Below are 25,114 nucleotides of genomic sequence, written 5' to 3' on the forward strand. Positions count from 1 at the left end.
CGACCTGCCCATCACCGTGGCCGATCCAGTGCGCAACCTCGTGCTCTCATGCATCGCCAAGAAGCCCGACGAGCGGCCCTCGTCGACCGCGAACCTCGCCCGCGCGGCGACCGCGTTGCGGCGGGGCGACATCGCCGCGGCGGCCGCCGCCGTTCCCGCAATCCTCGGCGGCCGCCCCGCGCCACAGACCCAGGCCACCAGTCTGATGCCGACCGCAAACACCGTTCCCTACGGAGCCACCCAGGCGACCACCGTGATCGGTTCAGCCGGAGCCGGAGGCGCACTCCTTGCCCCCATCGACGCCGGCGACGCAGAGCCGCTGGCCGACAACAAGAAGAAACGCAGCCCGTGGACGTGGCCGCTCATCGTTCTCATCGCCATCCTCGTTCTCGTACTCGGCGGCACGATCACCGCACTCGTCCTCGGCCAGAACGGCCCCGACACGGTGCCGGCCACGACGAGCGCGCCCGCCACCACGGCCACGAAGACACCCACGCCGACACCGACGCCCACGACGACACCCACCGCGAACACGGTCGCCATCCCCGAGGGCGACCTCGTCGGAAAATCGTTCGACGACGCGGCGGCCATCCTCGTCGGGCTCGACTTCGACCTCAGCGCGTCGAGCGTCACCGGAAACGCGGCGACGACGGCCGAGCAGGTCGGAACCGTGTATAAGGTGAACCCGGTGGGCAACGTGCAGCGCGGCTCCAAGATCGAGCTCACGGTCTACGGCCCCCTGCCCATCGTCAATGCACCGGGCGCCTCTCCCACGTTCGTGAAGTCCGACCCGTCGGTCGGCAACAACACGACGCTGGCCGGAACCGGATCGTTCACCGTGAGCTGGCCCGCCTACAGCTGCCCGTCGGGCACGACGCTGCAGAGTTATACGGTGTCTGCCGTCAATGCGGTGGTTCAGGCCGATCCGGGTGCCAACACGCAGGCGATCCTGCAGGCCACCGATCCCGGCAATGTCCAGGTGACTTATGCGGTCACCTGTTCGGGCATTGCTTCGAGCCCATCCCCCATTCTGAATGTCACGGCTCAGGCCTCGACTCCCGCGCCGATCGGCGGAACCGGCGGAACGAACGGCTGATTACGCCAAGTCCTGAACACCTAGACTAAGAACCCCCATCCCCACCGACCATGGAGTACCACTGTGACCGATGAACATCGCCTGCTCGCCGGGCGGTATCGAATCGGAGAAGTCATCGGCCGCGGGGGCATGGCCAATGTCTACTCAGGAAGGGATGAGCGTCTCGGACGCCAGGTGGCGATCAAACTCCTGCGCTCGTCACTGGCGAGCGATCCTGTCTTCCGCACGCGCTTCAAGCAGGAGGCGCAGGCGGCCTCCCGCATGGCCCACCCCACGATCGTGCGGGTATTCGATGCCGGCGAAGAGAAGGTTCGCGAGCCCGGCGGATTCGAAGGTGTCGTTCCCTTCATCGTGATGGAGTACGTCGAAGGACGCCTTCTCAAAGACATCATCAAAGAAGGGCCGGTCGAGCCCGCAGAGGCGATCCGCATCACCGAGGGGATCCTCACGGCCCTCGAGTACTCCCATCGCGCCGGCGTCGTCCACCGCGACATCAAACCCGGAAACATCATGCTCACCACCTCGGGCCAGGTGAAGGTCATGGACTTCGGTATCGCCCGCGCTATCTCCGATTCTTCGGCCACGGTGGCACAGACCACGGCGATACTCGGAACCGCCCAGTACTTCTCTCCCGAACAGGCCCGCGGCGAGTCCGTCGACGCACGCACCGACCTGTACTCGACGGGTGTGGTGCTGTTCGAGCTGCTCACCGGCCAGGCGCCGTTCCGCGGCGACACGCCTGTCGCCGTGGCATACCAGCACGTCAGCGAGACTCCTCCGGTTCCGTCGTCGATCAATAACAACATCTCGCCCGCGATCGACCGCGTCGTGCTGCACGCGCTCACCAAAGACCGCTTCTCGCGCTTCCAGTCCTCGGCCGAGTTCCGCACCGACCTGCAGATCGCCGGCGCAGGCAAGATCCCGTCGAGGCGTCCGCCCGTCGAAGACTTCCAGTCGTCGCTCTTCGGTGCGCCACCGAGCCTCACCGCGACCTCCGATTCGGCGCTGACCCAGCTGGCCGGCGACGACGACTATGCGGTGCGCACGCAGTCCAGGCCCCCCGTGGTCTGGATCTGGGCGGGCATCGCCAGCATCGCGGTCATCATCATCGCCATCGTCTTCTGGATCTTCACCCTCCAGCCCACCACCATCGTTCCCGACAACTCGATCACGGTTCCGACCGTCGCCGGTCAGACGTTCGATTCGGCCGACAGCACCCTGCAACAAGTGGGCCTCGTCACGGCCCGGCAAGACGTCTTCGACCCCGAGATCCCCGAGGGCCGCGTCATCCGAACCGACCCCGAGCCGGGCACCGTGCTGAACGAGAACTCCGACCTGATGATCAACGTGTTCGTCTCGCTGGGCAAGCAGACGGTCTCGATTCCGGATGTCGCGGGGCAGTCGGCCGCAGACGCAACGACGGCTCTCACCACGCTCGGGCTCACGGTCGGCACGATGACGAAAGAGAACTCGGCCACGGCGCCGGCCGACACGGTCATCCGAACCGATCCCGCCGCCGGAACGGCGAGCTTCGTCGGCGATTCCATCGACCTCGTGATCTCATCGGGTCTCGTCAGCGTTCCCGACGTCACAGGTCAGGCGCTCGACGTGGCGAGCACGGCCCTGCAAGGCCTCTCGCTTCAGGTCAGCGTCGACGGCGACCCCGGCTGCAAGACCGTGGCGGGCAACCCCGTCTCGAGCCAATCGGTCGCCGCGGGTGATGCGGAGCAGAAGTCGGCCATAGCCATCCGGTACTGCACCGGCGGCTAACGCCTCAGATCGCCCGCATGAGCGGGCTCAGGTCTCGCGCGGCCAGAGGAGCTGCCGCGAGCCCCGCCGCACCCAGCCAATTGCCGAGCATGCGATAGCCGCCCTCGGTGAGAACGGACTCGGGGTGAAACTGCACTCCGAACACGGGTGCCTCGATGTGGCGCAGGCCCATGATGACGCCGCCGCGGGTGCGGCTCGTCACCACGAGTTCGTCGGGAACGGTGCCGTCGACGACCGCGAGGGAGTGATACCTCGTGGCGGTGAACGGATCGGGCACGCCGTCGTAGAAGGCGCTGCCGTCGTGCTCGATGAGGCTCGTCTTGCCGTGCATCAGCTCGTCGGCGTACGTGACCGTCGCGCCGAGCGCCTCGCCGATGGCCTGGTGGCCGAGACACACGCCGAGGAGCGGCGTCGCCGATGCGAGTGCGGCGTGCACGATCGAGATGGAGACGCCCGCATCGTGGGGCGTGCCCGGGCCGGGCGAGATGAGGACCGCGTCGTAGTCGGCCACGCGTGCGTCGGCTTCCCCGGCCGAGAAGTCGTCGTTTCGCACGACGTCGGTCTCGGCGCCCAACTGCAGCAGGTAGCCGTTGAGCGTGTAGACGAAGCTGTCGTAGTTGTCGATGACCAGTACGCGTGTCATCGGTCGACGGTCACTTCCTGTGACGGCGTGATCAGCACATCGATCCACGGAAAGACCCAGGCGGCCAGCGCGTAGACGACGGCTGCCGCAACGATGAGCACGAGAAGGATTCGCAGCCACACGGGGCCGGGCAGAACTCTCCAGAGAGCGGCGTACATATCAGTTCCCCGATCCGACGACGGATGCGATCTCTGCGGGCGGGCCGGCCGAGCGCGGCTGCCACGATTCGAATGCTCCGTAGGCGATGATGCGCTCCGATGCGATGTAGAGCGGGTTGCAGCTGGTGAGCGTGATGAGACGGTCGACCGCCGTGCCGCCCTGCACCTGCGGAATGGGATCGATGACCCCGACTCCATACGGTGTCACGTACTCCGTGTCGCGGTAGCGGTAGGTGTACCAGCCGTCTTGCGTCTCGACGTAGACAGGGTCGCCGATCTGCAGCTCGTTGATCTTGATGAACGCGCTGCCCCAGCCGTCGCGGTGCGCGGCGATGGCGAAGTTGCCGACCTCGCCCGGCATCTGCGTGTCTTCGTAGTGGCCCGCGCCGCCCTTGTTGAGCACGGTGTGCGGGTCGACGCCCTCGGCGACGGTGCGCTTGAAATCGGCACCGAAGCGGGGAACGTAGAGGATCGCGAAGTCGGACCCGACAGAGGGGGCGCCCATGACGGCCGGATCGCCGAAGTTCGCCGGCGCCGCCGTGTCACCCGAGACGGGTGTCGGAGTCGGCGTCGTGCCCGTGACGACCGGCAGCTTCCAGTCGTCTGCAAGCGATGTGGCGTCTGAGGACTGCTCGTTGGTCAGCACGATGCTGTTCCACCACAGCTGCCAGCCGAGAAAGAGCAGCACGAAGACGCCCGCTGTGATGAGCAGTTCGCCGAATACTCCGACGATCTTCGTCGCCAGGCTTCGTTTGACGGGTGCAGGCTGTGCCGGGCCGGCTGAATCGATCAGGGCGTCGGCCTCGGCTCTGCGTGCTTCACGACGAGATATCGGCGCAGCACTGGAACCCGGCTGAATATCCCCCGGCTGGTATTCGGTCATTGTTGCATTGTAAGCGGTGCGTACTGGCCTTTACCCTGAGAGCAGAGCCGTTCCCAGCCATTCCGGGCTAGAATCTCCCCTATGGCCCGCGAGAAGACCCGTTCACCCCGTTCCGAAGTCGCACAGACTGCTGCCCGAAGCGGTGATGAGTCGACCCGACCCAACCCGGTCTGGTTCAAGCCGGTCATGTTCGGCTTCATGCTCGTCGGCCTCGCCTGGATCATCACGTTCTACGTCAGCCAGGCCAAGTTTCCCATCGCCGATCTGGGTGGCGGCAACATTCTCATCGGTTTCGGCATCGCCTTCATCGGCTTCTTGATGACCACGCGCTGGCGTTGAGTCCTCTGCTTGTGGATAACTACTAATTACACGCGTGTAATTATCCCCATCTGTGCATAACCCTGTTCATAACTCCCGGTTTTAGACCAGGGCTTTGGCCACCGTGAGGGCAACGAGGCTCGCACCGGTAGCCACGAGAAGCAGTATCTGCGTGTTCTTCTGACGCACGTTGCGGGTCTTGGTGAAGATCAGGCCGATCAAGGCGCCCACCGCTAGTCCTCCGAGATGCGCCTGCCAGGCGATGCCGAAGCCCGGGATGAACCCGATCACCAAGTTGATGCCCACGAGAACCAGTAATTGGATGTTGGTTGCGCCGAGGTGCCGCTGGATCACGAAGTAGGCGCCCATCAGGCCGAAGATCGCGCCAGACGCACCGACGACGCCCTGGAAAGGCACGGCGATCAGGTCGACCGCGACGGATCCGCCGAGCCCTGCCAGCAGGTAGAGCGCGAGGTAGCGCGCGCGGCCCAGCGTGTGCTCGAGCATTTGCCCGAAGACGAACAGGGCGTACATGTTGAAGAGCAGGTGCAGGATGCCGCCGTGCAGGAATACCGACGTGATCATGCGCCAGGGCTCGACCGGCACACCGAGACCGGGCTGCGTGTACGCGCCGGCGTACTGCAGCGCCTGAGTGACCAGTGAGCCGATTCCAGGAACGCTCTGCAGCACGAAGAAGAACGCTGTGACGCCGATCAGCGAATAGGTGACGACCGGCTGGGTCGATGTCCTGCGAAAAGCGGTGACGAAGCGCGGTTTCGGGCGAACCGGCCGGTTCTGCCGCGCACAATCGACGCAGTGCACGCCGACCGCAGCCTGCACCTGGCAGTCGGGGCAGACGGTTTTGCCGCAGCGCTGGCACAGAATGAAACTCTGTCGGTCGGGATGCCGATAACAGAAGTTATCGGCATCCACCGGAGCCTGGGACACCCGCGCTCGTCTCTATCGCCTCGAAGGAGTTCTAGACCTCTTCGATGGTGACGATCTCGACGACCACGCTGTCGAGGGGACGATCGCCCGCGTCGGTCGCAACAGCGCCGAGCTTCTCGACGATGCGCTTGGATTCGTCGTCGGCGACCTCGCCGAAGATGGAGTGCTTGGCCTGGAGCCAGGTCGTCGGGCCCGTGGTGATGAAGAACTGCGAGCCGTTCGTGCCGTGGCCGCCGCGCTGGCCCGCGTTGGCCATGGCCAGAACGTAGGGCTGCGTGAAGTTGAGTTCGGGGTTGATCTCGTCGTCGAACGCGTAGCCGGGGCCGCCGGTGCCCTGGCCGATGGGGTCGCCGCCCTGGATCATGAAGCCCGGGATGATGCGGTGGAAGATGGTGCCGTCGTAGAGCTTGTCTTTCGAGACCTTGCCGGTCTCTGGGTGGGTCCACTCGATCTCGCCCGTGGCGAGTCCGACGAAGTTGGCGACGGTCTTGGGCGCATGATTGCCGAAGAGGTTGACCTTGATGGCGCCGTGGTTGGTGGTAAAGGTTGCGACATGGGTGTGTGCGGGCATGCAGCAATTCTTCCATAGACGCTCAACCATCCAGACGAGGCGGAGGGTATGTGCAGGTGATCGTCAGGGCAAGCCGTGCGCGGTGGCCAGCGCGCATGGCAAGATTAGGGGGAAACGCGCTCGTTCCGCTGATGGAGGTTTTTCAATGAGTCTTACTCGCAAGCGCCGCAAGGCGCTCAAGAAGTTGAAGGGCAGTGCTGAAGAGCTCTGGCTCGACCAGCAAGAGATTCTTGATCGGGCAAACCAGATCGCCCGCGTCGCAGCCGGTCACGCATCCGAGCTGACCCGCGAAGAGGTCGTGCCCCGTGTTCGTGGAGCGGTCGACTCGATCGGACCGATCATCGGCCGCAACGTCGCTGGCGCCAAGCTCGCCGCGCACGAGGTGCGCAGTCGATTCGCTCATGACGTTCTCCCCTCGGTCGGCACGGCCCTCGGCTCTGCCGCGACCGTGCTGCACGTGGCCAACAACCCCAGCGTCAAGCGAGCCCTCGCCAAGACGCAACCCAAGAAGGCGCCCGTGGGCGGCATCGTCGCGATCGTGCTCGGTGTTCTCGCCGCTGCCGGTGTCGGCTACGCCCTGTGGCAGACGCTGCGTGCAGACGACGAACTGTGGATCGCCGACGATGAGGCAGTCTCAGAGGCGCCCGCCGGCTAAGCAGCATCGCCCGCCGGCTAGGCAGCACCGCCTACACATGACGAGAGCGGCATCCCCTTCGAAGGGATGCCGCTCTCGTCGTTCGTGTGCGTTCGAGGGCGTCGTCAGGCGGAGCGCATCCGCAGCCCCACATCGACGAGGTCGACACGGTCGAGGGTCGCGACGTCGTCGAGCGCGAACCATGCCGCCTCGTCGGTGCTGCCGTCGAGCTCGTTCGTGAGTTGGCCGCCCTCCACCGTGGCCGTATAGACGATCCTCACCGCGTGCAGGGGCACCCCCGAACCGCTGAGTCGATGCTCGGCGGCGATCACCTTGGAGTCGACCCCGATCAGCTCGCCGAGCTTCGCGCGGTATCCGGTCTCCTCCGCGATCTCCCGCACCGCGGCGTGCGCGGGATCCTCCCCGGGGTCGATGCCCCCGCCAGGGAGGGTCCATCCCGAACGGCCGCCCTGGCTCCAGTGGGCCAGCAGGATCTGCTTTTCTTGAACGATAACGGCGTAGGCGGCGACGCGAATATCCATGGGTGCCACGCTACCCAAGAAGTGTGCGCGTCAGATGTCGTGCATCTGCTGTCTGAGGGCGGCCAGATCGACATCGATCAGGGTTCGGATGCGACGGGCCCGGTTGCGCTCGTAGTCGGCGTTCTTCACGGGGGGTTGGGGAAGTCTGTCGAGACGCAACTCGACGGCATCGCCCAACTCGCCCCACGCATCCTGCCTGGCCGTCTCGACGATCTCGGCGACGTAGCCGGGGTTTTCTGCACGCTGCCTCAGTTCGGCGGCGACGCGGGAATACACTGCGGTGCGCAGGTCGAGGGTCGCCAGGTCTTCGGGGTGATAGTCGTGCTCGTGCTTGACGCTACCCCGGGCCCGCACCGCCCGCTCTCGAAGTACGTCGGTGACGCGGTCGGCATAGTTCGACTGCTCGGCCGCGAGGCGGGTGAGCGATTGCCTCACCTCGAGCCCGGTCGACTCGACATCGAACGGCTCGTCGTGCCGCAGGGCGCCCACGATGATGTGGTTCTTCACCTCCATCACCACGGCGAACCGGGCGATGAGAAGACCCTCGTCGACCGCGCGCTGCGCGGCCTCCTCGGGAACAGAAATGGCCTCGGGCGAATCCGCCGGACGCTTTCGCGTCCGATCGGGTTTTCGCCTCAAGGCCATTTCGATCCACCAGTTTCAGGAACTTCGGTGCGATTCCATACTGCGGTGGAGCCTAGGAGAATCGAACTCCTAACCCCCTGCTTGCAAAGCAGGTGCTCTGCCAATTGAGCTAAGGCCCCGGGTGAGAAGACTTCTTGTGGAAGCCTCTCGTGGGGGTACGTGGACTTGAACCACGGACCTCTTCGTTATCAGCGAAGCGCTCTAACCGCCTGAGCTATACCCCCGGATGGGCAGATAGTAGGTTATCCCACCTGCACCTGTTTCCCCAAACCGGGCGAACCCGGGGGAGGAAATACTGTCTTACTTGTTGGTGAAGCCGAGCAGGATTCCGCCCGTGATCTTGGTGGCGAGGTTGTACAGAACCGCACTGATCGCGCCGAGCGCGGTGACGACGATGACGTTGAGGATCGCCACGATCACGGCGAAGCCCATGACCTGTGACAGCGACGCGAAGTCGAACAGGTCGAAGTTGTCTTGACCCGCGATGTCTTGAAGAAGACCGTTGATCTGGTCGAAGACGCCGGTCTGATTGAGCAGTGACCAGACCAGGAAGGCCACGACGATTGTGATGATGCCCAGAATCACCGCGAAGAGGAACGACAGCTTGAGGATCGACCAGAAATCGACGTAGACCAGCTTGAGTCGCACCTGCTTGGTGGGCGCGGGACGCGACGACTTCTTCGCGAGTTTCTCGGCGACATTACTCATTCGTCGATTCTTCCTTTCCGTCGGGCTCTGATTCGCCCTGTGCGGTGGGGCTTTCTGGAACACTATCCGACGCCGTGTCGGCATCGAGGTTTCGTTCTGTGTTCTTGGCGAGAGCGATGATTCTGTCTTCGTCTGCGAAACGGGCGAATACCACACCCATGGTGTCGCGACCCTTGGCGGGTACTTCGGCCACGGCAGAGCGTACCACCTTGCCGCTGGCAAGAACCACAAGCACCTCGTCGAGATCCTCGACGATCAGGGAGCCCGCAAGATCGCCTCGGGCTTCCTGCAGCTTGGCGACCTTGATGCCCAGACCGCCGCGGCCCTGCACGCGATACTGCTCGACGTGGGTGCGCTTGGCGAACCCTCCCTCGGTGACAACGAAGACGTATCCCTCTTCTGACACGACAGACGCGGCCAGCAGGTAGTCGTCGCTGCGGAACTTCATGCCGATGACTCCGGCCGTCGAGCGGCCCATCGGGCGCAGGGAGTCGTTCGATGCCGTGAAGCGGATCGACATGCCCTTCTTCGAGACCAGGAGCACGTCGCTGTCTTCTTCGACGAGGAGGGCCGAGACGAGCTCGTCGCCCTCGCGCAGGTTGATCGCGATGATTCCACCGGAGCGGTTGGTGTCGTACTCGTCGAGCGCCGTCTTCTTGAGAAGGCCCCCGCGGGTGGCGAGCACGAGGTACTTGGCCGCCTCGTAGTCGCGGATGTCGAGCACCTGGGCGATCTGCTCGTCTGGAGCCATGGCGAGCAGGTTGGCGACGTGCTGGCCCTTGGCGTCGCGGCCGGCCTCCTGTAGTTCATACGCCTTGGCGCGGTAGACGCGGCCCCTGTTCGTGAAGAACAGCAGCCAGTGATGGGTGGTCGTGACGAAGAAGTGCTCGACCACGTCGTCGGCGCGCAACTGGGCGCCCTTGACTCCCTTGCCGCCGCGGTGCTGGCTGCGGTAGTTGTCGCTGCGCGTGCGCTTGATGTAGCCGCCACGCGTGACGGTGACCACCATCTCTTCCTCGGGGATGAGGTCTTCCATGTTCATATCGCCGTCGAAGCCGAAGACGATCTCGGTGCGTCGATCATCGCCGTACTTGTCGACGATCTCGCCGAGCTCTTCGACGATGATCTCTCGCTGACGTGCCGGCGAAGACAGAATGAAGTTGTACTCGTCGATCTTGACCTGCAGGGCGTCGGCCTCGTCCATGATCTTCTGGCGCTCGAGGGCGGCCAGGCGGCGCAGCTGCATCTCGAGGATGGCGCGCGACTGCAGCTCGTCGATGTCGAGCAGCTGCATCAGCCCGTCACGCGCGTCTTCGACGGTGTTGGAGCGGCGGATGAGGGCGATGACCTCGTCGAGTGCATCGAGGGCCTTGAGGTAGCCCTGCAAGATGTGCATGCGCTCTTGAGCCTCGCGCAGGCGGAACGCCGTGCGGCGCACGATGACGTCGATCTGGTGAGTGACCCACTCACTGATGAATCCGTCGATCGACAGCGTGCGCGGAATGCCGTCGACGATCGCGAGCATGTTCGCGCCGAAGTTCTCTTGAAGCGACGTGTGCTTGTAGAGGTTGTTGAGAACGACCTTGGCCACGGCATCGCGCTTGAGCACGATGACCAGCCGCTGGCCGGTGCGGCCCGAGGTCTCGTCGCGGATGTCGGCGATGCCGCCGACCTTGCCGTCTTTTACGAGGTCGGCGATCTTGATCGCCAGGTTGTCGGGGTTCACCTGGTAGGGCAGCTCGGTGACCACGAGGCAGGTGCGACCCTGCAGCTCTTCGACGTTGACGACGGCGCGCATCGTGATCGAGCCGCGACCCGTGCGATAGGCATCGTGGATGCCCTTGGTTCCGAGAATCTGCGCGCCCGTGGGGAAATCCGGGCCCTTGATGCGCAGAATCAGCGCATCCTGCAGTTCTTCGCGCGTCGCATCCGGATTCTCGAGCGCCCACACGGCGCCCGCGGCGACCTCGCGCAGGTTGTGCGGCGGGATGTTGGTGGCCATGCCGACCGCGATGCCCACCGATCCGTTGACCAGCAGGTTCGGAAATCGGGCGGGAAGGACGACCGGCTCGAGCGTGCGCCCGTCGTAGTTGTCTTGAAAGTCGACGGTCTCTTCTTGGATGTCGCGCACCATCTCGAGCGCGAGCGGAGCCATCTTGGTCTCGGTGTATCGAGGGGCGGCCGCGCCGTCGTTGCCGGCGGAACCGAAGTTGCCCTGGCCGAGGGCCAGCGGGTAGCGCAGGCTCCACGGCTGGATGAGTCGCACGAGCGCATCGTAGATCGACGTGTCGCCGTGCGGGTGGAACTGCCCCATGACCTCGCCGACCACGCGGGCCGACTTCGAGAAAGCCCGGTCGGGACGGTATCCCCCGTCGTACATCGCGTAGATGACCCGGCGGTGCACGGGCTTGAGTCCGTCGCGCACATCGGGAAGCGCCCGGCCCACGATCACGCTCATCGCGTAGTCGAGGTAGGAACGCTGCATCTCGAGCTGCAGGTCTACCTGCTCGATGCGGTCGGTCAGCGCACCCGATGAGTCGGAGGCCTGGGGGATGTCGCCCGTGGTGTCGTCAGTCATGTTGTCCTAGCGGTAGAGCCCGTCGCCGAGCAGGGCGCATCAAATGTCGAGCGTCAGATGTCGAGGAAGCGAACGTCTTTGGCGTTCTTCTGAATGAAGTTGCGCCGTGACTCGACGTCTTCGCCCATGAGGGTCGAGAAGATCTCGTCGGCAGCCGCGGCGTCGTCGAGCGTGATCTGGCGCAGCGTGCGGGTGTCGGGATCCATCGTCGTGTCCCACAGCTCGCGGTAGTCCATCTCGCCGAGACCCTTGTAGCGCTGGATGCCGTTCTCTTTGGGGATGCGCTTTCCCGACGCCTGGCCGTTGACCAGCAGGGCGTCGCGCTCGACATCGGAGTAGACGTACTCGTGCGCCGAGTTGGTCCACTTGAGTCGGTAGAGCGGAGGCATGGCGAGGTACACGTAGCCGAGTTCGATGAGCGGCCGCATATAGCGGAAGACCAGCGTGAGCAGCAGCGTGGTGATGTGCTGGCCGTCGACGTCGGCATCGGCCATCAGCACGATCTTGTGGTAGCGCGCCTTGTCGGGGTTGAAGTCCTCGCCGATTCCCGCGCCGAACGCGGTGATCATGGCCTGCACCTCGTTGTTGCCGAGCGCACGATCGAGACGTGCCTTCTCGACATTCAGAATCTTTCCGCGCAACGGCAGGATGGCCTGGGTCTCGGGATTGCGGCCCTGGATGGCGGATCCCCCAGCCGAGTCGCCCTCGACGATGAAGATCTCGCTCTTCACCGGGTCGCGGCTCGAGCAGTCCTTCAGCTTGCCGGGCATGCCGCCGCCCTCGAGCAGCCCCTTGCGCCGGGTCTGCTCGCGAGCCTTGCGCGCCGCAAGGCGGGCCTGGGATGCCTGGATCGCCTTGCGGATGATGTCACGCGCCTGCGTGGGGTTGCGATCGAACCAGTCGGTGAGCTCGACATTGACCACGCGCTGAACGAAGGCCTTCGCCTCGGTGTTGCCGAGCTTGGTCTTCGTCTGGCCCTCGAATTGCGGCTCGGCCAGCTTGATCGAGATGACGGCGGTCAGTCCCTCGCGCACGTCGTCGCCCGAGAGGTTGTCGTCTTTCTCTTTGATGATGCCCTTCTCTCGGGCGTACTTGTTGACCAGCGTGGTGAGCGCCGCACGGAAACCCTCTTCATGCGTTCCACCCTCATGCGTGTTGATGGTGTTCGCGTAGGTGTGCACGCTCTCGGTGTAGCCCGTCGTCCACTGCATGGCGACCTCGAGCGCGATCTTGCGCACCGTGTCTTCTTGTTCGAACGAGATGATCTCGTCGTTGACGAGATCGTTCTTCTTGGCGCGGTTCAGGTACTCCACATAGTCTTGGAGACCCTTTTCGTAGAGATAGGTGACGGCCACGGGCTCGCCGTCATCTGCGGCACTCTGGCCATGCGCACTCTGTTTATCGGCACCGTCGCGCTCGTCGACGAGGCTGATGCTGAGGCCCTTGTTGAGGAAGGCCATCTGCTGGAACCGCGCGCGGAGGGTCTCGTAGTCGAACTCGACCGTCTCGAATGTCTCTGAGCTCGGCCAGAACGTGATGCGGGTGCCGGTCTCGGTGGTGGACTCGTCTTGGGAGAGGGGGGCCTCGGGAACACCGTTGCGGTAGCTCTGCCGATAGACGTTGCCCTGGCGCCGAACCTCCACATCGAGTTCGCTCGACAGAGCGTTGACGACCGAGCTGCCCACGCCGTGCAAGCCGCCGGAGACGGCATAACCGCCGCCGCCGAACTTGCCGCCGGCGTGCAAGATGGTGAGAACGACCTCGACTGTGGACTTCTTCTCGACGGGGTGCATGTCGACGGGGATGCCTCGGCCGTTGTCGGTGACCTGGATGCCGCCGTCTCGACGCATGACCACGGAGATGGTGTCTGCGTAGCCGGCGAGCGACTCGTCGACGGAGTTGTCGACGATCTCGTAGACCAGGTGATGCAGCCCGCGGGGTCCGGTCGATCCGATGTACATACCCGGTCGCTTGCGCACCGCTTCAAGTCCCTCGAGAACCTGGATCTGGTCGGCACCGTACTCGCTGTCGGGGTTCACTTTGTCGGATTCAGACATATAGAAATGGGCTCCTCAGTGCCGCCTCGATATCAGTCAGGAAGGCGACCCTTAATTCTAGCAAAGCGCGCGTGCTTAAAACGGCTCTACGGCGATCTGAGCCGCTTATTTTGGCCGGGTGACTGTATTTGCCACGTCAGCCGTAGGTATCGCGAGGACCACGCCCTGGAATTGATCTGGAGCCCTTTTTCCAGGACGGCGCATGGGGTGCCTGAAAGCGCACGGTCTCGATGCCCGCATCCGGGTAGGACTGCGCGATGCGCGTCATGATCATCGTGCGCATGTGCCTCAGCTGCGTGGCCCAGGCCGTGGAGTCGCACTGCACCGTGAGAACGGAGTCGGTGACATCGAGCGGAAAGCTGTGCTCGGCCGTGTCGGCGCCTGCTATCTCCCGCCACGCCAGCAGCAGGTCGGATTTCGCCAGGGGAGTCGCCCAGCCGAGCTCGCTGGTCATCGCGGTCATGACATCGGCGATGCCTTTCGGATCGCGCCCGCGGCCATAGGCCTCGCTCTCGACGACGGGCTCGCGAATGCGGCGCTTGCGCGATCCGTAACGTCGACTCGCGGCGTCGCCGAAGACACCTTTGAATCGCAGGTACACCGACGACGAGAGTGAGGGATCGTTGCCCGAGCTTTCGTTGTCTGAGCCTGTCGAAGGGATCTCCTGGCTCATGGGTTCTTCCCTTCGACGGGCTCAGGAAACGAGACAGGCTCAGGGAACGGAATGCTCGGATCGACGATCGTACCCGCACTGATGCGCACCGTGTGCGGGGTCAACGACGCGGGCACATCGTCGAACACCGCGGCCGTGATGAGCACCTGCTCGTAATCGGCCACGGCCAGAGCCAGCCGATCACGACGCGCCTCGTCGAGTTCGGCGAACACGTCGTCGAGAATCACAACGGGATCGCCGGTGGGTGATTCGATGCGAAGCAGGGCGGCGGCTGACAGCTTCAGCGACAGCGCAAACGACCACGACTCACCGTGGCTCGCGTAGCCCTTGGCCGGCAGGCCGTTGAGCTCGAACACCAGGTCGTCGCGGTGCGGCCCGATGAGAGTGAGTCCGCGATCGAGCTCTTGGCGACGAACCCGCACCAGTGCCTCGCGGAACAGGCCGGCTATGACCTCGCGGGTCAGGGTGTCTGTGGTCGTGCCGTCGGGAACGCCGAATCCGTCGTCGGCCGAGTCGTCGGCATCCGGATGCGCGGAGAGCACGCTGAGACGATTGCCGAGCGCCGGCCGGTGGTCGGCCCCGGCGATCGAGCGGTAGGCATCCACGACCAAGGGATGCAGGCGACCCACGAGCGCGACCCGCTCGGCGATGAGCTCGCTGCCAAGCTCGACGAGTCGCTCGTCCCAGATGTCGAGCGTCGAGAGGTTGGCGCCGCGCAACCCCTGCGCTCGCGCCGACTTGAGCAGCGTGTTGCGCTGCTTGAGCACGCGCTCGTAGTCGGACTGCACGCCCGCGAGCCGTGGGGTGCGGGCGACGAGCAGCTGGTCGAGAAAGCGCCGACGACCAGACGGTTCTCCTCGGATGAGCGCCAGGTCTTCGGGAGCGAACAGCACGGAGGAGAAATAACGTGGAAGCTCCCGCGGCTTGATGACCGATCGGTTGACCTGTGCGCGGTTCGCGCTCGAGCGATTGATCTGCACCTCGACCAGCAGCTCACGGTTTTCGTGTTCGAGTCGCGTCCGCACGATGGCGGCGTTCTGGCCGGCTCGAATCATGGCATGGTCGACAGAGACCCGGTGCGAGCCGAGGCTGCTCAGGTAACCGAGCGATTCGACGAGGTTCGTCTTGCCCTGGCCGTTGCTACCGACGAAGAGATTGGGGCCGGGCTCGAGGTCGACCTCCGCCGTCGCGTAGTTGCGAAAGTCGACGAGAGAGAGATGCCGCACGAGCACGAGGGGCCTCTCCAGTCTTGATGTTTCGTTCCCTGGCCTAGTCTTCGGCCTTCTTGACCGCGTGGCCCCCGAACTGGTTGCGCAGCGCCGCGACGGCCTTCATCGACGGCGAGTCCTCTTGTCGAGACACGAACCGAGCGAAGATCGACGCCGAGATCGTGGGAACCGGAACGGCGTTCGCGATGGCCTCCTCGATCGTCCAGCGACCCTCGCCGGAGTCTTCGACGTAGCCCTCGATGTCGTCGAACTCGGGGTCTTGCTCGAGTGCCTGAACGAGGAGCTCGAGCAGCCAGGAACGCACGACGGTTCCGCGCTGCCATGCTTTGAAGGTTCCGGTGACGTCTTTGATGATGTCTTTGCGGGTGTCGAGCAGCTCGTAGCCCTCGGCATAGGCCTGCATCAGCGCGTACTCGATGCCGTTGTGCACCATCTTGGCGTAGTGACCGGCGCCGACCTCGCCCACGTGAACGAAGCCTTCTTCGCGTGGCCCTTCGGGGCGAAGCGCGTCGAAGATCGGCATCAGCAGCTCGACGTCGGCCTTGGTGCCGCCGACCATGAGTCCGTAACCGTTCTCCAGACCCCAGACGCCGCCCGAGACGCCGGCATCCACATATCCGATGCCCCGGGGAGCGAGCTCTGCGGCGTGCCTGAAGTCTTCGGTGAAGCGCGAGTTGCCGCCGTCGATCACCAGGTCGCCGCCCGAGAGAACGGTGCCGAGTTCGGTGATGACCGAGTCGGTGATCTTTCCGGAGGGAACCATGACCCACACGACGCGCGGGCTGGGAAGGGCGGCGGCCAGGGCAGCCAGGTCGGCCACATCGGAGACGGCCGGGTTGTTGTCGTAGCCCGTCACCTCGTGACCCGCATTGCGCAGCCGCGCACGCATGTTGTTGCCCATTTTGCCGAGACCGACGAGTCCAATGTGCATTGCAGAATCTCCTTGACGAAATACGTGGGTGAGGTGCCGGAGTTACCGGCCACCGGCATCCGGTGAATTACCGCAGCAACAGGTTCGGCTGCAGCAGATATTTGTAGTCGTCTGTGCCGGGCTGGTCTTTGGACGACTGGCTCGTGATGAGCACGGGGCCCGGCTTGTTGGGGTTGTCGGTCTTGGTGAACGAGATCCGAACGTATTCCGAGTGCACCGCACTCAGACCATCAAGCAGGAACTGTGGTTTCAGCGAGACGACGGTGTCGGAGCCGGTGAGGAGTGCGTCGATCGATTCGGATGCCTGGGCCTGCTCTGAGCCGATGGCCTCGAGGGTGACGCCGTCGATCGTGAATGTGAAGCGGAGCGCTGCTTCGCGCTCGAGCACGAGACTGACTCGCCGGGTCGACTCGATGAGCTCTGCGGTGTTGATGACCGCGTAATTGTCGACGGTCTCGGGGAAGAGCCGCTTGACGGGGGGAAAGTTGCCCTTGATGAGCAACGACGTGACGGTCTTCTTGTCGGACCTGAAGGCGATGAGTTCTCGATCGTCGGTGCTGGTGATCGAGACAGAGATCGTGCCGGCGTTGCCGAACGTCTTTCCGACTTCTTGAAGCGTCTTGGCGGGTACCAGCGCAGTCGCCGTGCTGACGCCGGAATCGCCCGAGTCCCAGTCGATGTTGCGCACGGCGACCCGGTAGCGGTCGGTGGCGACGAGTGACAGCGTGTTCTCCGAGACCTCGAGCTGCACCCCGGTGATCACGGGCGTCACATCGTCACGCGATGCGGCGACGGCGACCTGGGCCACTGCAGCGGCGAATTTGTCGGCGGGCAGGATGCCTGATTCCTCACCGATCTGGGGAAGGCTCGGGTATTCCTCGACTGGCATGCTCAACAGGGTGAACTTCGCGGATCCGCTCGAGACGGTGATGCGCGAGTCTTCGGATGCGAAGCGCACGGGAGCGTTCGGGAGTTTGCTCGCGATCTCGGAAAGCAGTCGACCGGAGACGAGGACCGTGCCCGGTTCTTCGACGTCTGCGGCTATCTGGGTCTGGGCCGAGACCTCGTAGTCGAACGACGAGAGAGTGAGGCCGTCTTCATCGGCTTTGATGAGGATTCCGGAGAGGATCGGCAGGGTGGTTCGCTGAGGCAAGAGCTTCACGGCGAAGGAGACGGCTTCGCTGAAGACGTCTCGGTTGGCTTGGAACTTCACGAAGGCACTCCATACGAGATCGGCCGGTTGAGATGGGTTGCTTATTCGCCTCAATGCTAGCGGGTGGGGACACTCCCGACGCGTTCTTTCGATTCGAGGGTGACGAGGTCGACAAGGTTGTCGGGGGTGAATTAAGTGAATTAAACGTTAATGGTCTTAACCGCTGTGGATATGTGGATAACTTCTGTGGACTGCAGTCGGCCGTAGGGAACTACACGGGTGTGAGATGTAGAAATCGTGTGCAGTACGTATCCACAACTCGACCCGTCTCCGAACGCCGCATGAACGACTCCACAACTTGAGCCGATCGACGCACAGGTTCGAGGCCGTTTTCCACAACCTCTGCACACACTGTGGAAACTCGTGTGCGAAGTGCGGGGTCGAACCGAACTCAGACGTCTTTATAGCGCTGGTTGTGCTTGATGCGATTGCTGACTTCTGTGACCTGGTTGTAGATGGAGCGCTTCTCGGTCATCAGCTTGCCGATCTTGTTGTTGGCGTACATGACCGTCGTGTGGTCACGGCCCCCGAACAGCTGACCGATCTTGGGAAGCGAGAGGCTGGTCATTTCGCGGCACAAATACATGGCGATCTGCCGAGCGGTCGCAATGGCCTGCGACCGAGACGACCCGTAGAGATCATCGACCGAGAGCTTGAAGTACTCGGCTGTGTGGTTGATGATGTCGACCGGCGCGATGATGTTGTCTTCGTCGAGGGTGATGAGGTCTTTGAGCACGGTCTGCACCAGCTGCATGTCGACCGGCGTGCGATTGAGGCTCGCGAAGGCGGTGACTCGGATGAGGGTTCCCTCGAGTTCGCGCACATTCGACGAGACCTTGGTGGCCATGTACTCGAGAATGTCGTCGGGCACGCGCAGTTTCTCGCTCTGTGCCTTCTTTCTGAGAATCGCGATGCGCGTCTCGAGGTCTGGCGTCTGCACATCGGTGATGAGGCCCCACTCGAATCGCGTGCGCATGCGGTCTTCGAACCCGGTGAGGGCCTTGGGAGGCAGGTCGGAGGTGATCACGACCTGCTTGTTGTGATCGTGCAAGGTGTTGAACGTGTGGAAGAAGGCTTCCTGGGTTTCGGCCTTGCCCTGCAGAAACTGGATGTCGTCGATGAGCAGCAGATCGATGTCGCGATAGCGCGAGTGGAATGCCGCACCTCTGTTGTTGGCGATCGAGTTGATGAAGTCGTTGGTGAACTCCTCGCTCGACACATAGCGAACGCGAACGCCGGGATAGAGGCTCATGGCGTAGTGGCCGATGGCGTGCAGAAGGTGGGTCTTGCCGAGACCGGAATCCCCGTAGATGAAGAGGGGGTTGTAGGCCTTGGCCGGTGCCTCGGCCACCGCGACCGCGGCCGCATGGGCGAAGCGGTTCGATCCGCCGATGACGAAGTTGTCGAAACTGTACTTCGGGTTCAGCCGGGTGTCGTTGTTGCGCGGCGGGCCCACGGTCTCTTGTGCGGGTGTCGATGGCGGTTGCACCGGCGGCGTCTCGATGTAGACGGGTTCGGATGCTTCGGCCTGGCCGGCCATCTCGCTTCCGCTGATCTCGGGGTTGACCACGACGGAAAAGTTGGTGACGTCGAAATCGGGATCGAGTTGGCCGATTGCGGCCAGTAGAGACGGACGGACCCTCAACTCGAGCATGTCGCGGGTGAAGTCGTTAGGAACCTCGAGGTAGAACGACCCCGCCATGATTCCCTTGGGAACCACGAGGCCGAGAAAGCCGCGTAGTTGCGGGGTTATTCGTTCGTCACGGGAGAGTGCCTGCAGCACGGAGCGCCACTGGCCCTCCGTCGAGGTGTCATCCTCAGCCATGGAACTCCCGTCGAACAAATGAGTAATGCAGTTTTGCCTGTGGAAAACAGGGCGAGTAAAGCCGGCGGGCTGAGCTTCCCCGAGCGTCAGCGAGCTGGATAACTAAGCTAGTTGCTGCCATGCGGCAGGGCAAGCTCACTGTATTGACTCTACGCGTGTCATGCACAGGCAGTTTCCACAGTCTGTGGATAATTGATTCTTCGTGCCCGTGAGGTTTGACCAAAGGCAAGGGAGGTCGTAGGTTTAATCAGTTGACTTGTGGCCAATCGGCCCGCACTTACTTTCCCGGTTCCCTGTCGTGCACGTGCGATGGGGTCCGGGCCACGGAGAACACACCATGAGCAAGAGAACTTTCCAGCCGAACAACCGTCGCCGCGCCAAGGTGCACGGCTTCCGCCTGCGCATGCGCACGCGCGCCGGCCGAGCCATCCTGGGCGCTCGTCGCCGCAAGGGTCGCACCGAGCTCTCCGCGTAGCAGTACCACCAGAGTCTCGCTGTGTTGGCTCACGCCAACCGGATCACCACCGCCGATGATTATCGGGGTGTGGTTCGGCGGGGAACACGTCTCGTGTCCCCCAATGCCGTGACGTACCTTCGTTCACCCAGAACTGAGCAAGCCGGCGCCTCCGAACCGCGATTCGGATTCATCGTCGCCAAATCTGTCGGAGTCGCCGTCGTGCGAAACCGCGTGAGGCGGCGATTGAAGGCGGCCAGCTACACCATGCTCGATCAGGTGAAGCCGGGAATAGACGTGGTGGTGCGGGCACTTCCCGGGGCTGCATCCCAGCCTTACGGCGTACTCTGCCAGGAGTTGGCCGCATCGCTCCGGAAGGGATCCGCACTCGTATGACGACGGTTCCTGTTGCATCGATCTCGTTCATTTACGTTCTGACCAGCGTCTTACTGCTGCCTCGCAATGCGGCGGTACTTCTGCTCCGCGGGTACCGGGCGGTCATCTCTCCTCTGTATGGCGATGTGTGTCGGTACTACCCGTCGTGTTCGTCGTACACCCTCCAGGCGATCCAGCAACGCGGGCTGTCTGTGGGAACCGGTCTCGGCATCCTGCGCATCGCGCGCTGTCATCCCTGGGCGGCCGGCGGAATCGACGATGTGCGGCCCGCCAGAAACCCCCGATACGCGCTGACGCCGTTCGGATTCGTTGTTCCACGTAGCCACGGAAAGGGCTAGACGCTTTGGATCTCCTCGGCACCATACTTTGGCCGATCAAATGGGTTGTCGAACTCATTCTGGTCGCATTCCACTACGTCTGGACGTGGGTCGGGCTCAACCCCGACGACGGTCTCACCTGGGTGCTGTCGATCGTGGGACTCGTGCTCGTGATCCGCGCCGCGCTCATCCCCATCTTCGTGAGGCAGATCAAGAGCCAGCGCAAAATGCTCGAGGTTGCGCCCCAGCTCAAGAAGATTCAAGACAAGTACAAGGGCAAGAAAGACCAGTTCTCTCGTGAGGCCATGTCGCGTGAGACCATGGAGCTCTACAAGCGCACCGGCACGAATCCCCTGAGTTCGTGCCTGCCGCTGCTGCTGCAGATGCCCATCTTCTTCTCGCTGTTCTCTGTTCTGAACGATGCCCAGCACGAGAAGGCCGGCGGTGGAGTCGGTCTTCTGAACGAAGCCCTCGCCAAGTCATTCGGCGAATCCGATCTGTTCGGTGCTCCGCTCAAAGCGACGCTCGCCAACAACGAGGGCAGTTTCCTGGTCATCGTCTTCGCGGTCACGATGATCGCCCTGATGACGGCGTCGCAGTTCATCACCCAGCTGCAGATCATGTCGAAGAACCAGTCGCCCGAGGCCAAGAACAGCCCCATGTTCAAGCAGCAGCGCATCCTGCTGTACATCCTCCCTGTGGTTTTCATCTTCTCTGGTGTGGCCTTCCCGCTCGGGGTCATGTTCTACTGGCTCACCTCCAACTTCTGGACCATGGGGCAGCAGTTCTTGGTCATCCGCAACATGCCCACTCCAGGCAGTGAAGCGGCGATGGCACGCGAGGCACGCCTCGCCAAGCGAGGCAAGCTGGTTCTCAAGGACGGCCCCTTGAGTGACGAGGTCGTTGCAGATGAACTGCCTAAGACTACGCAGCGGCAGCAGCCCGTAAGCAAGAACCGAGCCAAGAAGCAGGGTGGATCCAAGTGAGTGACGTGACAGCCGAGACCGCGACCGTGTCGAGCGACGAGACAGATGTGAGCGTAGAGGTCATCAATGAGGTCATCGATGAGGCGGCCGTCGGCACAGATCCCGTCGAGTCCTTCGAGTCGACTCCGGAGGCCAACCTCGATGACGAGGGAGACATCGCCGCCGACTATATCGAAGAGCTTCTCGACATCTGCGACCTCGATGGTGACATCGATATCGATACCCGAGGGGGCCGGGCCTACATCTCGGTCAACGCGTCGGGAGACACCAACATTCGAGTGCTGTCGAAGCCCGATACGGTCAACGCCCTGCAGGAGCTGACGCGCCTGGCCGTGCAGACCAAGACCGGCGCATTCAGCCGGCTGATCCTCGATGTGGGTGGCAGCCGTGAGGCCAGGCAGGGTGAGCTCGCTCGTCTCGTCGACGCGGCGGTGGCACGGATCGAGGCCGGCGAGCAGTCTGCTGCACTGCCCGCGATGTCTTCGTACGAGCGCAAACTGGTTCACGACATCGTGGCGGAGCGTGGCTTCGTCTCGGCGTCGGAGGGCGATGGTCGCGACCGTCACACCGTGATCACGCGCGCCTGACCCACCCCCCGGCATCGCAGACACCGCAGTGAGCATCCCTGAGAACACCGAGGTCGAGCCGTCGGTTGCAGCCGAGCTTTTCGGCGATCGCATCGAGCTTGCGCGCCAGTTCACGAACGCACTCGCCACCCACGGCGAAGAGTATGGGCTCATCGGTCCGCTCGAACTCGCCCGCCTGTGGAGTCGTCACATTCTCAACTGTGTGGTCGTCGCTCCTCTCCTTCGTGCGGGAACCGTCGGCGACATCGGCAGTGGCGCAGGTCTGCCCGGCCTCGTTCTTGCCATCGCCCGACCCGACGTGCACTTCACGCTGATCGAGCCGATGGAGCGTCGGGTGAAGTGGCTGAACGACCAGGTGAGCGCACTCGGTCTCGACAACGTGGTGGTTCTGCGCGATCGTGCAGAAGACGTGCGGTTGCCCGAAGGTTTCGACCAGCTCACGGCGCGTGCGGTGAGTGCGTTCTCGAAACTCATCCCCATGTGCGCTCCCCTGGTCGTTCCCGGCGGAGAGTTCATTCTGATGAAGGGAATCAACGCGGCCAAGGAGATCGAGGCTGCCGAGAAGCAGGTTCGGCGGTTCAAGCTTCGTGGTGTCGAGGTCGTCGAGTTGGGCGAAGGCACTCTGCCTGAGACGACGCGGGTCATTCGGGCGACCGTCGCATAGGCAGCAGAGCCTCGATGTTTCACGTGAAACATCTTGATTGGCGGCCCTCATTCGGGGCAGCGTACTCGCTTACTTCACATTCGCCCTTCAAGTCAAGAGACGGCGTCATGTTTTCGTTCGCTGAAACGGATCCTAAGCAATTTTTGCGTACTCTGAATCGGGCCGAAAACGAACCAAATGGGCGTCAAAAACGACCGATTCGGGTCTCGACTTAGTGTTTGCTCCGACGACGGGTACTTTGGTCTAGGGACGACTTCGTTTCGTCGTGTGGTCGCTCCAGTGCCGATCAACGGTGTTCATTCCCCTCCTCCGAACTCGGCCTTATCGGGCCACCCACGCAACTCAGCAAGTCAGGATTTGATGTCAACGGAACCAATCGGCGCAGCATCGTTCGATGCGTCGACGCCCCTGGCTCGGGAATTGGCCGACCTCTCGAGCCGGCGCCGCAAGTTTTCAGAGCGAGTCGTTCCCCTGCCCGAGACGACTCGCATTTTCACTGTCGCGAACCAGAAAGGCGGCGTCGGTAAAACGACGACGACCGTCAACCTCGCGGCCGCACTCGCCCGCAGCGGCGCACGCGTTCTGGTCATCGATCTCGATCCGCAGGGAAACGCATCCACCGCTCTGGGCGTCGACCATCGCGCCGAGACACCCAGTGTCTACGACGCGCTGATCCGAGACGAGCCGATGACCGACGTCGTGCAGAGGAGTCCGGAGTTCGAGACGCTGTTCTGCGTTCCCGCAACCATAGACCTGGCGGGTGCCGAGATCGAACTCGTGCCGATGGTGGCTCGCGAGCAGCGGCTGCGCAGCAGCGTCGACACTTATCTGCAGCAGTCGTTCGACGCCGGTGCGGCGTACCACTACGTCTTCATCGACTGCCCCCCGTCGCTCGGCCTGCTCACCATCTACGCGTTCGTTGCGGCCCATGAGGTTCTCAGTCCCATTCAGTGCGAGTTCTACGCACTCGAGGGCCTGAGCCAGCTGCTGAAGAATATCCAACTGATCGAGCGGCACTTGAATCCGAGCCTCGCCGTCTCGACGATTCTGCTGACGATGTACGACGGGCGCACCCGGCTGGCCTTCCAGGTGGCAGAGGATGTGCGCAGTCATTTTCCCGACCAGACCCTCACGGCCGTCATTCCCCGCTCGGTGAGAGTGTCGGAGGCGCCCAGCTATGGCCAGACCGTGATCAGTTTCGACCCCAATTCTCCCGGCGCGCTGTCGTATTTCGAAGCCGCAGCCGAGATCGCAGACAGAGGAGCGCCCGCCGATGGCCACTAAGAAGAGAACCGGGCTGGGTCGCGGAATCGGCGCCCTCATTCCCACGAATGACTCCCTCGACGGTGACGGCCGTGCGGGAGTTCGCCCGGTCGACGTGTTCTTCGCCGAGCGTGGCGAGGCGGCGGCACCGCCGCAGGCAGACCTCGTCGAGGTGCCCGGCGCCCGCCTGGCCCACCTGAATCCGGCCGACATCGTGCCCAACGCCAAGCAGCCGCGCGCCGTCTTCAAAGAAGACGATCTCGCCGAACTCGTGGTGTCGATCCGTGAGATCGGCGTTCTGCAGCCGGTTGTCGTGCGCCCCCTCCCCGTCGTCGCCGGTGAGACGCCCAAGTATGAACTGGTCATGGGCGAACGTCGCCTTCGGGCCACCCGGCAGGTGGGCCTCGAGAGCATACCCGCCATCGTCAAGGACACGGCCGACGAGAACATGCTTCGAGACGCTCTGCTCGAGAATCTGCACCGCTCCGAGCTGAACCCGCTTGAGGAGGCTTCCGCCTACCAACAGCTCCTGAGCGACTTCGGCATCACGCAAGACGAGCTGGCCACGCGCATCGGGCGTTCGCGTCCCCAGATCACCAACACGATCCGGCTGCTGCGTCTGCCCGCTGCCGTGCAGAAGCGCGTTGCCGCCGGCGTGCTGAGCGCGGGTCACGCACGCGCCGTCCTCTCGGCGGGCGACGCCGAGGCTATGACGCGTCTGGCTGACAAGATCGTGAACGAAGACCTGTCGGTTCGCGCCGCGGAGTCTGCAGCCGCAGCGGTTCCGAGGCCGGCGAAGGCGACGACGGTTGCCGGCACGAAGCGGGGACACCTCGACGAGATCGCCGAGAGGCTGGGCGATCGCCTCGATACGCGCGTCAAGGTGAGCCTGGGGCGCGCGAAGGGCCAGATCGTCATCGACTTCGCAACGATCGGCGACCTGAATCGCATCCTCGCCGAGCTGGGCGACCAGGGATTCGGCCGGTCCTGAGCAATACCGCCCGAACAGGTGGCGATAGATACAC

27 protein-coding genes and 2 tRNA genes are annotated in these 25,114 nt (G+C 63.5%); 12 read left to right on the forward strand and 17 right to left on the reverse strand.

What is annotated here, in order from left to right; all coding sequences use genetic code 11:
- Both ACE5CZ_RS03635 and pknB read left to right on the forward strand, forming a co-directional pair.
- A partial coding sequence (locus ACE5CZ_RS03635) for a PASTA domain-containing protein (RefSeq protein WP_374945998.1) occupies positions 1 to 1,096 on the forward strand: 1,096 nt, incomplete at its 5' end.
- 63 nt (positions 1,097 to 1,159) lie between these two features.
- Complete coding sequence (gene pknB / locus ACE5CZ_RS03640; RefSeq protein ID WP_374945999.1) at positions 1,160 to 2,866, forward strand: Stk1 family PASTA domain-containing Ser/Thr kinase; 1,707 nt, start codon at positions 1,160 to 1,162, stop codon at positions 2,864 to 2,866.
- A gap of 4 nt (positions 2,867 to 2,870) precedes the next feature.
- Here the strand turns inward: pknB and ACE5CZ_RS03645 are convergent, their stop codons facing one another.
- Genes ACE5CZ_RS03645 through ACE5CZ_RS03655 form a run of 3 tightly spaced genes read right to left on the reverse strand, consistent with a single transcriptional unit; the run spans position 2,871 to position 4,550 of the window.
- The gene (locus ACE5CZ_RS03645; protein ID WP_374946000.1) at positions 2,871 to 3,509 is read right to left on the reverse strand and encodes an anthranilate synthase component II; all 639 of its coding nucleotides are present in this window, start codon (positions 3,507 to 3,509) and stop codon (positions 2,871 to 2,873) included.
- The gene (locus ACE5CZ_RS03650; protein WP_374946001.1) at positions 3,506 to 3,667 is read right to left on the reverse strand and encodes a hypothetical protein; all 162 of its coding nucleotides are present in this window, start codon (positions 3,665 to 3,667) and stop codon (positions 3,506 to 3,508) included. The genes ACE5CZ_RS03645 and ACE5CZ_RS03650 overlap by 4 nt, the downstream gene beginning before the upstream one ends.
- Before the next feature lies 1 nt (position 3,668).
- On the reverse strand, positions 3,669 to 4,550 hold the full coding sequence (locus tag ACE5CZ_RS03655) for a class E sortase (protein WP_374946002.1): 882 nt from the start codon (positions 4,548 to 4,550) through the stop codon (positions 3,669 to 3,671).
- A gap of 81 nt (positions 4,551 to 4,631) precedes the next feature.
- Here ACE5CZ_RS03655 and ACE5CZ_RS03660 point away from each other — a divergent pair, with 81 nt between their 5' ends.
- The gene (locus tag ACE5CZ_RS03660; protein ID WP_374946003.1) at positions 4,632 to 4,889 is read left to right on the forward strand and encodes a cell division protein CrgA; all 258 of its coding nucleotides are present in this window, start codon (positions 4,632 to 4,634) and stop codon (positions 4,887 to 4,889) included.
- 81 nt (positions 4,890 to 4,970) lie between these two features.
- Here ACE5CZ_RS03660 and ACE5CZ_RS03665 read toward each other — a convergent pair whose 3' ends face one another.
- Complete coding sequence (locus ACE5CZ_RS03665; protein ID WP_374946004.1) at positions 4,971 to 5,816, reverse strand: rhomboid family intramembrane serine protease; 846 nt, start codon at positions 5,814 to 5,816, stop codon at positions 4,971 to 4,973.
- A 31-nt stretch (positions 5,817 to 5,847) separates the two neighbouring features.
- The gene (locus ACE5CZ_RS03670) at positions 5,848 to 6,387 is read right to left on the reverse strand and encodes a peptidylprolyl isomerase (RefSeq protein ID WP_374946005.1); all 540 of its coding nucleotides are present in this window, start codon (positions 6,385 to 6,387) and stop codon (positions 5,848 to 5,850) included.
- 145 nt (positions 6,388 to 6,532) lie between these two features.
- On the opposite strand from ACE5CZ_RS03670, the gene ACE5CZ_RS03675 reads away from it, so the two are divergent.
- The gene (locus tag ACE5CZ_RS03675) at positions 6,533 to 7,042 is read left to right on the forward strand and encodes a DNA helicase (RefSeq protein WP_374946006.1); all 510 of its coding nucleotides are present in this window, start codon (positions 6,533 to 6,535) and stop codon (positions 7,040 to 7,042) included.
- Between the two features lie 104 nt (positions 7,043 to 7,146).
- Here ACE5CZ_RS03675 and ACE5CZ_RS03680 read toward each other — a convergent pair whose 3' ends face one another.
- From ACE5CZ_RS03680 to dnaA, 12 genes are all read right to left on the reverse strand, one after another.
- Positions 7,147 to 7,563 carry an NUDIX hydrolase gene (locus ACE5CZ_RS03680; protein WP_374946007.1) on the reverse strand — a complete coding sequence of 139 codons (417 nt, stop codon included), beginning with the start codon at positions 7,561 to 7,563 and terminating at the stop codon, positions 7,147 to 7,149.
- Between the two features lie 30 nt (positions 7,564 to 7,593).
- Positions 7,594 to 8,208 carry a hypothetical protein gene (locus tag ACE5CZ_RS03685; RefSeq protein ID WP_374946008.1) on the reverse strand — a complete coding sequence of 205 codons (615 nt, stop codon included), beginning with the start codon at positions 8,206 to 8,208 and terminating at the stop codon, positions 7,594 to 7,596.
- A 46-nt stretch (positions 8,209 to 8,254) separates the two neighbouring features.
- Positions 8,255 to 8,327: transfer RNA gene (locus tag ACE5CZ_RS03690), tRNA-Ala, on the reverse strand.
- 31 nt (positions 8,328 to 8,358) lie between these two features.
- Positions 8,359 to 8,432 (reverse strand) — tRNA-Ile (locus ACE5CZ_RS03695).
- Between the two features lie 76 nt (positions 8,433 to 8,508).
- On the reverse strand, positions 8,509 to 8,916 hold the full coding sequence (locus tag ACE5CZ_RS03700) for a DUF3566 domain-containing protein (RefSeq protein ID WP_374946009.1): 408 nt from the start codon (positions 8,914 to 8,916) through the stop codon (positions 8,509 to 8,511).
- Complete coding sequence (gene gyrA / locus ACE5CZ_RS03705; RefSeq protein ID WP_374946010.1) at positions 8,909 to 11,494, reverse strand: DNA gyrase subunit A; 2,586 nt, start codon at positions 11,492 to 11,494, stop codon at positions 8,909 to 8,911. Before gyrA ends, ACE5CZ_RS03700 begins: the two co-directional genes overlap by 8 nt.
- Positions 11,495 to 11,547: 53 nt before the next feature.
- Entirely contained in the window at positions 11,548 to 13,551 is a 2,004-nt protein-coding gene (gene gyrB / locus ACE5CZ_RS03710; protein WP_374946011.1) for a DNA topoisomerase (ATP-hydrolyzing) subunit B, read from the reverse strand.
- A 136-nt stretch (positions 13,552 to 13,687) separates the two neighbouring features.
- Positions 13,688 to 14,224, reverse strand: a complete 537-nt coding sequence (locus tag ACE5CZ_RS03715) for a DUF721 domain-containing protein (protein WP_374946012.1) — start codon at positions 14,222 to 14,224, stop codon at positions 13,688 to 13,690.
- A complete protein-coding gene (recF, locus tag ACE5CZ_RS03720; protein WP_374946013.1) occupies positions 14,221 to 15,456 on the reverse strand; it encodes a DNA replication/repair protein RecF in 1,236 nt (411 codons plus the stop codon). The genes ACE5CZ_RS03715 and recF overlap by 4 nt, the downstream gene beginning before the upstream one ends.
- A 37-nt stretch (positions 15,457 to 15,493) precedes the next feature.
- Positions 15,494 to 16,384: a phosphogluconate dehydrogenase (NAD(+)-dependent, decarboxylating) gene (gnd, locus tag ACE5CZ_RS03725; protein ID WP_374946014.1), complete on the reverse strand. Its 891-nt coding sequence runs from the start codon at positions 16,382 to 16,384 to the stop codon at positions 15,494 to 15,496.
- A 67-nt stretch (positions 16,385 to 16,451) separates the two neighbouring features.
- Positions 16,452 to 17,597 carry a DNA polymerase III subunit beta gene (gene dnaN, locus ACE5CZ_RS03730; protein WP_374946015.1) on the reverse strand — a complete coding sequence of 382 codons (1,146 nt, stop codon included), beginning with the start codon at positions 17,595 to 17,597 and terminating at the stop codon, positions 16,452 to 16,454.
- 391 nt (positions 17,598 to 17,988) lie between these two features.
- Positions 17,989 to 19,422, reverse strand: coding sequence for a chromosomal replication initiator protein DnaA (dnaA, locus tag ACE5CZ_RS03735; RefSeq protein WP_374946016.1), 1,434 nt, complete (start codon positions 19,420 to 19,422; stop codon positions 17,989 to 17,991).
- Positions 19,423 to 19,759: 337 nt separating this feature from the next.
- Here dnaA and rpmH point away from each other — a divergent pair, with 337 nt between their 5' ends.
- The 8 genes from rpmH to ACE5CZ_RS03775 all read left to right on the forward strand — a co-directional run bounded on the left by rpmH (position 19,760) and on the right by ACE5CZ_RS03775 (position 25,080).
- On the forward strand, positions 19,760 to 19,897 hold the full coding sequence (gene rpmH / locus ACE5CZ_RS03740) for a 50S ribosomal protein L34 (protein WP_010204566.1): 138 nt from the start codon (positions 19,760 to 19,762) through the stop codon (positions 19,895 to 19,897).
- A 21-nt stretch (positions 19,898 to 19,918) separates the two neighbouring features.
- A complete protein-coding gene (gene rnpA, locus ACE5CZ_RS03745; protein ID WP_374946017.1) occupies positions 19,919 to 20,272 on the forward strand; it encodes a ribonuclease P protein component in 354 nt (117 codons plus the stop codon).
- Entirely contained in the window at positions 20,269 to 20,610 is a 342-nt protein-coding gene (yidD, locus tag ACE5CZ_RS03750) for a membrane protein insertion efficiency factor YidD (RefSeq protein ID WP_374946018.1), read from the forward strand. The genes rnpA and yidD overlap by 4 nt, the downstream gene beginning before the upstream one ends.
- Before the next feature lie 5 nt (positions 20,611 to 20,615).
- Positions 20,616 to 21,575: a membrane protein insertase YidC gene (gene yidC / locus ACE5CZ_RS03755; protein ID WP_374946019.1), complete on the forward strand. Its 960-nt coding sequence runs from the start codon at positions 20,616 to 20,618 to the stop codon at positions 21,573 to 21,575.
- 47 nt (positions 21,576 to 21,622) lie between these two features.
- Positions 21,623 to 22,162: a protein jag gene (locus ACE5CZ_RS03760; RefSeq protein WP_374946034.1), complete on the forward strand. Its 540-nt coding sequence runs from the start codon at positions 21,623 to 21,625 to the stop codon at positions 22,160 to 22,162.
- 34 nt (positions 22,163 to 22,196) lie between these two features.
- Positions 22,197 to 22,826, forward strand: a complete 630-nt coding sequence (gene rsmG, locus ACE5CZ_RS03765) for a 16S rRNA (guanine(527)-N(7))-methyltransferase RsmG (RefSeq protein ID WP_374946035.1) — start codon at positions 22,197 to 22,199, stop codon at positions 22,824 to 22,826.
- A 360-nt stretch (positions 22,827 to 23,186) separates the two neighbouring features.
- Positions 23,187 to 24,110 (forward strand): ParA family protein, encoded by a 924-nt coding sequence (locus ACE5CZ_RS03770; protein WP_374946020.1) that lies wholly within the window; start codon positions 23,187 to 23,189, stop codon positions 24,108 to 24,110.
- The gene (locus ACE5CZ_RS03775) at positions 24,100 to 25,080 is read left to right on the forward strand and encodes a ParB/RepB/Spo0J family partition protein (protein WP_374946021.1); all 981 of its coding nucleotides are present in this window, start codon (positions 24,100 to 24,102) and stop codon (positions 25,078 to 25,080) included. The genes ACE5CZ_RS03770 and ACE5CZ_RS03775 overlap by 11 nt, the downstream gene beginning before the upstream one ends.
- Positions 25,081 to 25,114 lie beyond the last annotated feature (34 nt).

Origin of the sequence: Agreia sp. (assembly GCF_964263775.1) — a bacterium.
GTDB lineage: Bacteria > Actinomycetota > Actinomycetes > Actinomycetales > Microbacteriaceae > Agreia.